Source organism: Paraburkholderia sp., assembly GCF_035501035.1.
Taxonomy (GTDB): Bacteria; Pseudomonadota; Gammaproteobacteria; order Burkholderiales; family Burkholderiaceae; genus Paraburkholderia.
The window spans coordinates 1-8,380 of the sequence record NZ_DATJWR010000159.1; the positions used below are offsets into that span (position 1 = coordinate 1).

Genomic DNA, 8,380 nt, shown 5'->3' on the forward strand with positions numbered 1-8,380 from the left:
GCGCGAATTCGTCATAGGGGGCGATGACCACGCGGATATCCGGATGGGCGCGGTAGGCGGCAGACGCCTGATTCGCAACGGATTGTGCGATTGGATTGTCCACGGTGCCCCAGTGCGCCTTTTCCTGAATGCCCGGATGATCGCGCTTGAACGCTTGCCAGACGGCATCGCGCCGGTCGAGCGGCGCAAAGCCCGCTACGTACACGTAGCCTGCGGAAAACGCGCTGCCGTTGTCCTTGACAGCCTGGGCGAGCAGCAGCGAAGCGAGGTCATGGTCGCTCTGCTCGATTTGCGGAACCTTCGGATTGGCCAGATTGACGTCGAACGCGACGACCTTGATGCCCTTGTCGAGCGCCTGCTGCACGACATCCTTGAGCGACTCGGGCAGGCCGTGATTGACGATGATCGCGGAGACGCCCAGGTTGATGGCCTGCTGGATCTGGTCGCGCTGCTCCGCCGCGTCCTGGCGCCCTTCGTAAATGCGCAGGTCGATGCCGAGCGCCTTCGCCTGCTTCTGCGCGCCCGCCTCATAGGCCTGGAAGAAGTCGCCCTCGGAAAGATAATTGACCAGCGCGATCTTGACTCCGCCCTTGTCGAACGGCGCCGGTGCGCCCGCCAATGTGGCGGCCTGCGCCGTCACCGTGCCGAACAGGCCCGCTGCACAGAGTGCCAGCGCGCCGTTGCGAATGTGCCGTTGAATCGATGTCTTCATGAGGTTCCCGTTTGTGCGTTGTAGTTAGTTCCAGGCGTGACGTGCCGGCTTGACGCCGTTGAGGTAGTAATTGCCAACGAGGTGATACTTCCAGCGCACCGGATCGTGCAGCGTATGGGTTCGCGCGTTGCGCCAGTGGCGGTCGAGGTTGTGCACACCGAGTGTCGCCTGCGTGCCGGCCAGCTCGAACAGCTTCTCGCCCGCCAGCAGTGCGACTTGTGTCGTGAGCACCTTCGCTTCTCCCACGGCGACCGAGGCGCGCGCCACGTCGTCCTCCGTCGCCTCGCCCTGCGCTGCGAGTACGTCGAGCAAACGTGCGGCGCGCTCAAGCAAAGCCTCGGCGGCATGCAGCTGGATATGCAGATGGCCGACTTCGCGGATCGTCAGCGGGTCGTCGCTCGCACGCTCCACGCCACTATCGACCCACGGCCGCGAGCGCGAGCGCACGAACGCGAGCGTGTCGTCGATCGCCGCGCGCGCGATGCCCGCGTCGATGGACGCCTGGATGATCTGCGAGAGCGGACCGTTGAGCGTCGGCTGCTCGGACACGCGATGCGCCGGCAACACGAGCCTTGCGGGCACGCGCACGTTTTCGAGCGTCACCGTTCCGCTCGCGGTGGTGCGCTGCCCGAAACCGGACCAGTCGTCGACCACACTGAGTCCCTGCGTGCCGCGCGGAATGTAAGCAAGCCAACCCCTGCGGTCCTCGTCGAGCCCGAGCACGGGAACGTAGTGCGCGAACAGCGCGCCCGTCGAATAGAACTTGGTGCCGTCCACGACGTAGTGATCGCCGTCACGGCGCACGCGCGTCTTCAGATCGAGCACGTGCTTCGTGCCCTTCTCCGAGAAACCATTGCCAAAGCGCTTGCCGGCGAGGACTTCGCCGAACAGCTCGCGCTTTTGCTCGTCGCTGCCGGTGAGCGCGATCACATCGACGAGGCCGAAGTGATTCTGCGGCAGTTGCCCAAGCGAAGGGTCCGCGGCGGAAATGCGCTTGATGACTTCCGTGAGCGTGACGTTCGAGACGCCCGCCCCGCCATATGCTTTGGGCACTGTGATTGCCCACAGGCCCGAGCGGGAAAACCACTCGATCTCCTCGTGCGGCAGGCGCCGCTCACTGTCACGCAGCGAAGCGCCCTCGACCAGCCGCGCGGCCAGTTCCGTTGCGACCGCGATCGCTTCGCTATCTGTGACGATCACATGCGCGGTTTCCGTTGTGGGAGCAGCGCCCCGTGTCTCGCTGCCTGCCAGTGTCTCTGCCATGATTTGCTCCGCTCGATTTGATTGTGTGATTCGCTAACCGCAAAATTGTCACGAAAGTGCCGGACGGCTGCCGGCTTCAGTTGCGCCCTTCGGCGCGGCGCCCGATGCTGAACGTGAACGCCAGCGCCACGACCAGCAACGCCCCCTTGATGAAGTCCTGCAGGTAGTAAGGCGCGTTGAGCATCGTGAGGCCGTTGAGCAGCACGCCGACGAACACCGCGCCGATCACCGTGCCGGGCACATTGGGCCGCTTCGCGCCCCACACGGCGTAGCCAACGAGCGCGGCCGCCACAGCATCGAGCAGCAACGAATGCCCCGCGCTCACGTCGCCTCGTCCCACTCGCGCGGCGATGAGTAGTCCGCCGAGCGAGGCGATCGTCGCGGAAGCCACATAGGCAGCCAGCCGGTAGCGGGCCGTTGGCGCGCCGGCCAGCCGGGCCGCCGTCTCGTTGCCGCCGATCGCATAGACCACCCGGCCCCAGCGCGTCGAGCCCATGACGAACGACACGAGCACGGTCAGAACGAGCAGCACGAGCACCGGCACCGGCACCACATCGAAGAGGCGCGCACGGCCGAGCGCGAGAAACGCATCGGGAAACGTGCCGTTCGCTTCGGTGCCGTCCGGCAGGACCGTGCCGGTCGCGAGCGAGCGGCCACCAGTGGGAATCAGTTGCAGTCCGGCGAGCAGGAACAGCGTGCCGAGCGTGGCGAGCTGGTCCGGCACATGCAGGCGCGTGATCAGCAGACCGTTGAAGAGCCCCGCCACCACGCCCAGCGCGAGACACGCGAGCACGGCTTCCCAGCCGTTGCCGTGCCACACCACGAGCACATAACTCGCGGCCATCTGCGCCGAGGCGGCGACGCTGCCCACGGAAAGATCGAAGCCGCCCGCAGCGAGCGTGATCGTCACGCCAATGCCAAGCAGCGCGACGATCGACACCGCCTGCAAGATGCTGAACAGGTTCGCGACGTTCAGAAACGCAGGCTCGCGAACTGTGAAGATGACGCCGAGCGCGGCGAGCACGAGCAACAGGCCACCGCGTTCGAGCGCGACGAAAAGACTGTGCCGCCGCTGCCGCGTTGCTTCGCGCGTGGGTGAGTTGCCAGCTGCTGCCGTGGGTGTGATGGATCTCATGAGTTGGCCAGTGAAAAGGGTTCTTCGACGTCATCATGCTCGATGGCGCCGCGGTCGAACATGACGATGCGGTCGGCGACTTCATGCGCCTCTTCGAGGTCGCTGACGAAAACGAGCGTCGCGCGCGAGTCGGCACGCTGGCGCAGCGCGGCGGCAATATCGGCCCGGGCGCCCGCATCGACACCCTGGAATGGTTCGTCGAGCAACAGTAGCCGCGCTGGCTCGGCGTGCCAGCGCGCAAGCAGGACCTTCTGCTGGTTGCCGCCTGAAAGCCGCGCGACGCGGTCATCCGGACCGGAGCAGCGAATGCCAAATGTCTCGATTGCGTCTCGCGCCTGCGCGGCTTCGCGATCGCGCGGCAAACCCACGCCGCGCTGCCAGCGAGCGAGAAACGGAAAGCTGATCGTGGCGGCGATCGATGCGAACGCAACGGTGTCGGGAAAGAGCGACGTTCGCCACCGGTCTTCGCCCGCCAGGAATACGCCCGCGCGGATCGCGTCGGTTGGCGAGCGCGGAGCCCAAGCGCCGCCATAAAGGCGCATTTCGCCCGCAGCCGCGCGTAGCGCGCCGAATATCACCTGGGCAAGCCTCGACTTGCCGGCGCCCACCGGGCCAACAATCGCGACGATCTCGCCTTGCTGCACGTCGAGATCGAACGCGTCGCCATGCGCCGTGAGTCGCAGGCCGCGCAGCAGCAACGCAGGTTCCGCGCCAATCCGGCTCGTGCGCGGCAACGCTCGCACTTGCGGCAGTGGGCGGCCGATCATCGCCTCCAGCGCCGCGTCGAAATCGACGGGCGCGTCATGCTCGGCCACGATGCGGCCGTCACGCAGCACCGCCACGCGCGAAGCCAGCCTTCGCAGGTCGCCAAGCCGATGCGAGACAAGCAGCACCGCGACACCCTCTTCGCGCAAGCCGTCGACGAGCGCATGCAGCCGTGCGGCTTCGCTCGTGGAAAGGCTGGCCGTCGGCTCGTCGAGAATCAGCAGCCGCGGGCGCGAAGCCAGCGCCCGCGCGATCACCACGCGCTGCTGGCCGGCGAGAGAAAGCGAACCAAGCGGCGCACCAGGATCGACTTCGAGCCCCACGCGCGCGGCCAGCGCAGCCGCACGCAAGTGGCGGGAGGCGCGCGGCGTCCACCACTGCGCCCCGCCGCCGCAAAGTTCGTCGAGCAGAAGATTGTCGGCAACGGACAGCGCGGGCACCACTGCGTCGGCAATGCTCTGATGCACCGTCGCCACGCCCAGATGCTTCGCCGCCTGGGGCGAATCCGGTGCATAGGCGCGCTCGCCGAGTGTGAGCATGCCCTCGTCCCGCGCATACACACCACTCAGGATCTTTACGAACGTCGATTTCCCGGCACCATTCGCGCCCATCAGCGCGACGACCTCGCCGGCGCGGATGGAAAAATTCAGCCGCGACAGCGCGAGCGTCGCGCCAAAGCGCTTCGTAATCGAGTGGGCAGTCAGGATCGGAGCAGACATCGACAGATTAGCCGTTTGGAGAATCGCTAGTGGACACTGCTGCTCATCCTAGCGACGCGCGGGAGGAAGCCCAACGAAGCGATGCTCATATTCATGCGTCTGCATTTGATAAGGCTAGCTACAGAATCCCGTGTGAGAACGACACGAAATATCCGCTGGCGCAGCATCTTTGACGTCGCAGCGAACGACTTGCAGAAGCAAATCGGGCCTGCCGATATCGATTCATCAATCGATTATTGGAGCCGCGCCTAAGGGGTTTCTATACTCATCTTCTTCACCGCCCGGTACGCAATCTCTTCGTCTTCATCCTCATCCGAGAACGAACGCATGAATGTTTCCCGATCCAATGACGCGCTCTCGACAGGCGCCGACTACGAAGCCCTCGCCGCCCGCTTCCGGCCGATCTTCGCGGACATCGCGCGCGAAGCCGCCGCACGCGAGCGCGCGCGCAGCCTGCCGCATGACGCGATCGCCGCGCTCAAGCAAGCGGGCTTCGGCGCCGTACGCATTCCGGTGCGTGACGGTGGCGCGGGCGCCTCGATCGCGCAGTTGTCGCAACTGATCATCGAACTCGCCGCCGCGGACTCGAACCTGCCGCAGGCGCTACGCGGCCACTTCGCCTTCGTCGAGGACTGGTTGAACGTGCCTGCCGGTGCCGATCAGCGCGCATGGTTCGATCGATTCCTGAGCGGCCAGCTCGTCGGTAATGCGTGGACCGAGGCCGGCGATGTCGCGCTCGGCCAGATCAACACGAAGGTCGCGCGCCGCGATGGCGGCTTCGTGCTGAATGGTTCGAAGTACTACAGTACTGGCAGCCTCTATGCGGACTGGATCGACGTGTTCGCTCAGCGCGAAGAAGACGGCAGCGACGTGATCGTGGCCGTCGCGGCCAGCCAGCCCGGCGTGCTTCGCGAGGACGACTGGGACGGCTTCGGCCAGACGACGACGGGCAGCGGCACGACGGTGTTCCGCGACGCGGTGGTTGAGGCGCGCAACATCATCGACTTCGGCCGCCGCTTTCGGTATCAGACCGCGTTCTATCAACTCTTTCACGTCGCCACGCTCGCAGGCATCGCCGAAGCGGCCAGCCGCGATGCCGCCGCTCTCGTGCGCGGCCGCAGGCGCGTCTACAGCCATGGCAATTCCGCTCGCGTGAGTGGCGACGCGCAAATCCAGCAGGTGATCGGCGAGATCGCCTCATGGGCCTATGGTGCAAAGGCCGTTGCGCTGCAGACTGGAGAAGCCGCACAGCGCGCCTACGAGACGCGCTTCGAGGGCGACGACGATGCCGAGCGCGCGGCAAACGTAGCAGCCGAAATCGCCTCCGCGCAGAGCCAGATCGTTGCCTCCGAATTCGCGTTGCGCGCGGCGACGCATCTGTTCGATGCGCTCGGCGCGTCCGCCATTCGCGCCGACCACGCGCTCGACCGGCATTGGCGCAACGCACGCACGGTGTCGTCGCACAATCCACTCGTCTACAAGGCGAAGATCGTGGGCGACTGGACCATCAACGGCACCGAGCCGCCCTTCGTCTGGCAGACCGGCAACGGACCGGAACGCGGGAGCAAATGAACGTCATGAGCAAAACCATCCGCCTGAACGCCTTCGAGATGAACTGCGTGGGCCACCAGTCGCCAGGCCTTTGGACCCATCCGCGCGATCGCTCGTGGCAGTACAAGGATCTCGCCTACTGGACCGATCTCGCGAAAATACTCGAGCGCGGCGTGTTCGACGCGATCTTCATCGCTGACGTGATCGGCTACTACGACGTCTACAAGGGCAGCAACTATCACGCGCTGCATCAGGCGGCGCAGATACCCGTAAACGATCCCCTCCAACTGGCCGCGCCCATTGCGATGGTGACGTCGCATCTGGGCATAGGAATCACGGCGTCTACCAGCTTCGAGCACCCCTACACGTTCGCGCGCCGCCTCTCGACGGCCGACCATCACACGCAGGGGCGGCTCGCATGGAACATCGTGACGTCGTATCTCGAGAGCGGCGCGAAGAATATCGGGCAAGGCGGCCTGCGCGACCACAACAACCGCTACGAGGTGGCGGCCGAATATGTCGAGGTGCTCTACAAGCTGTTCGAGGGCAGTTGGGAAGACGGCGCCGTGGTGCGCGACCGCGAACGGCGCGTGTTCACGCATCCCGAAAAGGTGCACGAGATCGGCCACAAGGGAAAATACTTCGAAGTGCCGGGCTACCATCTTTGCGAGCCTTCGCCTCAGCGCACGCCGCTGCTGTTTCAGGCAGGCGCATCGGGCCCCGGAAAGACGTTCGCCGCGCAGCATGCCGAATGTGTGTTTGTCGCCGCACTCACGAAAACGCTGCTGCGCGACTATGTGGCGGACGTGCGCCGCCAGGCGGCGCTCGCCGGGCGCGATGCTAACAAGCTGCTGATCTACAACCTCGTCACCGTGATCGTCGACGAGACCGATGCAAAGGCACAGGCGCGCTTCGAGGAGTATCAGCGCCACGTCTCTTACGACGGCTCGCTCGTGTTCATGTCCGGCTGGACCGGCATCGACTTCGGGCAATACCTGCCCACCGACACCGTCAGGCGCGTGGAGACGAATGCGATCCACTCGGCCGTCGAACATCTATCCGGCGGCGACAAGACATGGACGATCGACGCGCTGGCGAGATGGGGCGGTATCGGCGGAATGGGCCCGGTATTCGTGGGTTCCCCCACGACGATCGCCGATATCCTGCAGGAGTGGGTCGAGGCAACCGGCGTGGACGGCTTCAATCTGGCCTACGCGCTCGCGCATGAGACCTTCGAGTCCGTCGTGGAGTACCTCGTGCCCGAGTTGCAGCGCCGCGGCGTGTATCCGCGCAACTACGCGCCGGGCACCCTGCGCGAAAAGCTGTTCGGCGGCGGCGCGCGATTGCCCGACGAGCATCCGGCGGCGCGTTTTCGCGACATTGAGCGGGTGAAGCGCGAATCCGCCGTGCAGACGGGTGAAGCAGTTCCCGTCCCGGCCGCGTGAATAAACATAAGCAACCCAAAACAAATGCGTTAGTCTTAGAGGGGCGCACTTCTATACTCGTCGCATCGAGTGGCCGCGTACGTGCTCGGCCTCATCTTTCCTCGCGTCAACCCTCAGGACATTTCCATGACGACCTCGAATCAACGCACCGCCGACCATGCGATCGATCGACAATTCCTCGACCGCTGGTCGCCCCGGGCCCTCACTGACGATACGCTGCCCGAAGCCACGCTCCTCACGTTCCTCGAAGCGGCGTTGTTGCCTAAAACGGGCGTAGATACAAAGTGACCTCTGTGTTGTCGATCTCAGGCGATGCGGACGGACTGCGGGCGTGCAAGGGCTGCCATGCGGTTGAGCACGCCTGCACGAATCGATACTTCGGTCGCCTGGGAGCCGATCTCGCGAGCCCACAGGCAGGAGCCCGTAAGAATCTTGAGCCGGTACATCAGAGTCTCGGCCAGCGAGCGTCGGTGGTAGCCACTCGCCTGCTTCCATTCACGCCTGCTGTTTTTTGTGATTGCGTTGATGGCAGCATTGCGCCAGGCCGCGCCGGGTGTGCTGTCTGTCCACGGCGTGGCGCCCTCACGCGGTGGGATCGACGGGATAGCTCCGTGCGCAGCAATCTGTGCATGGCACGCCTTGGTGCCATAGGCGCCATCGCCACCGATGATATCTATTGCCACGTCAGCGGGAATCTGGCCGAGCAATTCGGGGAGAACTTCCCCATCGCCTTCGTCCTGATGGGGCATCAGCGCGGCGCAGATCTGACCGGTGTTCGCGTCCATCGCCA

7 protein-coding genes and 1 pseudogene are annotated in these 8,380 nt (G+C 65.0%); 3 read left to right on the plus strand and 5 right to left on the minus strand.

Annotation, left to right across the window (positions count from 1 at the left end; translation table 11 throughout):
• From VMJ11_RS11195 to VMJ11_RS11210, 4 genes are all read right to left on the minus strand, one after another.
• The coding region (locus tag VMJ11_RS11195; protein ID WP_325619486.1) for a substrate-binding domain-containing protein at positions 1-712 on the minus strand (712 nt) is incomplete at its 3' end.
• Positions 713-736: 24 nt separating this feature from the next.
• The gene (locus VMJ11_RS11200; protein WP_325619487.1) at positions 737-1,975 is read right to left on the minus strand and encodes an SfnB family sulfur acquisition oxidoreductase; all 1,239 of its coding nucleotides are present in this window, start codon (positions 1,973-1,975) and stop codon (positions 737-739) included.
• A 76-nt stretch (positions 1,976-2,051) separates the two neighbouring features.
• On the minus strand, positions 2,052-3,110 hold the full coding sequence (locus VMJ11_RS11205) for an ABC transporter permease (protein WP_325619488.1): 1,059 nt from the start codon (positions 3,108-3,110) through the stop codon (positions 2,052-2,054).
• On the minus strand, positions 3,107-4,594 hold the full coding sequence (locus VMJ11_RS11210; RefSeq protein ID WP_325619489.1) for a sugar ABC transporter ATP-binding protein: 1,488 nt from the start codon (positions 4,592-4,594) through the stop codon (positions 3,107-3,109). The genes VMJ11_RS11205 and VMJ11_RS11210 overlap by 4 nt, the downstream gene beginning before the upstream one ends.
• Before the next feature lie 327 nt (positions 4,595-4,921).
• Between VMJ11_RS11210 and VMJ11_RS11215 the strand changes: the two genes are divergently transcribed.
• From VMJ11_RS11215 to VMJ11_RS11225, 3 genes and pseudogenes are all read left to right on the plus strand, one after another.
• Positions 4,922-6,166: an acyl-CoA dehydrogenase family protein gene (locus VMJ11_RS11215; protein ID WP_325619490.1), complete on the plus strand. Its 1,245-nt coding sequence runs from the start codon at positions 4,922-4,924 to the stop codon at positions 6,164-6,166.
• Positions 6,167-6,171: 5 nt separating this feature from the next.
• Entirely contained in the window at positions 6,172-7,590 is a 1,419-nt protein-coding gene (locus VMJ11_RS11220) for an LLM class flavin-dependent oxidoreductase (protein WP_325619491.1), read from the plus strand.
• A 126-nt stretch (positions 7,591-7,716) separates the two neighbouring features.
• A pseudogene (locus tag VMJ11_RS11225) lies at positions 7,717-7,845 on the plus strand (nitroreductase family protein); the annotation flags it as partial.
• Between the two features lie 50 nt (positions 7,846-7,895).
• On the opposite strand, the gene VMJ11_RS11230 reads toward VMJ11_RS11225, so the two are convergent.
• Positions 7,896-8,380: IS5 family transposase (locus VMJ11_RS11230; protein ID WP_325619492.1), on the minus strand; the 485-nt coding region annotated here is incomplete at its 5' end.

What these genes read in the sequence shown, in the direction of transcription:
- VMJ11_RS11200 (WP_325619487.1), bottom strand. Translation starts at nt 1,975, where the DNA reads ATGGCAGAGACACTGGCAGGCAGCGAGACACGGGGCGCTGCTCCCACA.
- VMJ11_RS11205 (WP_325619488.1), bottom strand. Translation starts at nt 3,110, where the DNA reads ATGAGATCCATCACACCCACGGCAGCAGCTGGCAACTCACCCACGCGC.
- VMJ11_RS11210 (WP_325619489.1), bottom strand. Translation starts at nt 4,594, where the DNA reads ATGTCTGCTCCGATCCTGACTGCCCACTCGATTACGAAGCGCTTTGGC.
- VMJ11_RS11215 (WP_325619490.1), top strand. Translation starts at nt 4,922, where the DNA reads ATGAATGTTTCCCGATCCAATGACGCGCTCTCGACAGGCGCCGACTAC.
- VMJ11_RS11220 (WP_325619491.1), top strand. Translation starts at nt 6,172, where the DNA reads ATGAGCAAAACCATCCGCCTGAACGCCTTCGAGATGAACTGCGTGGGC.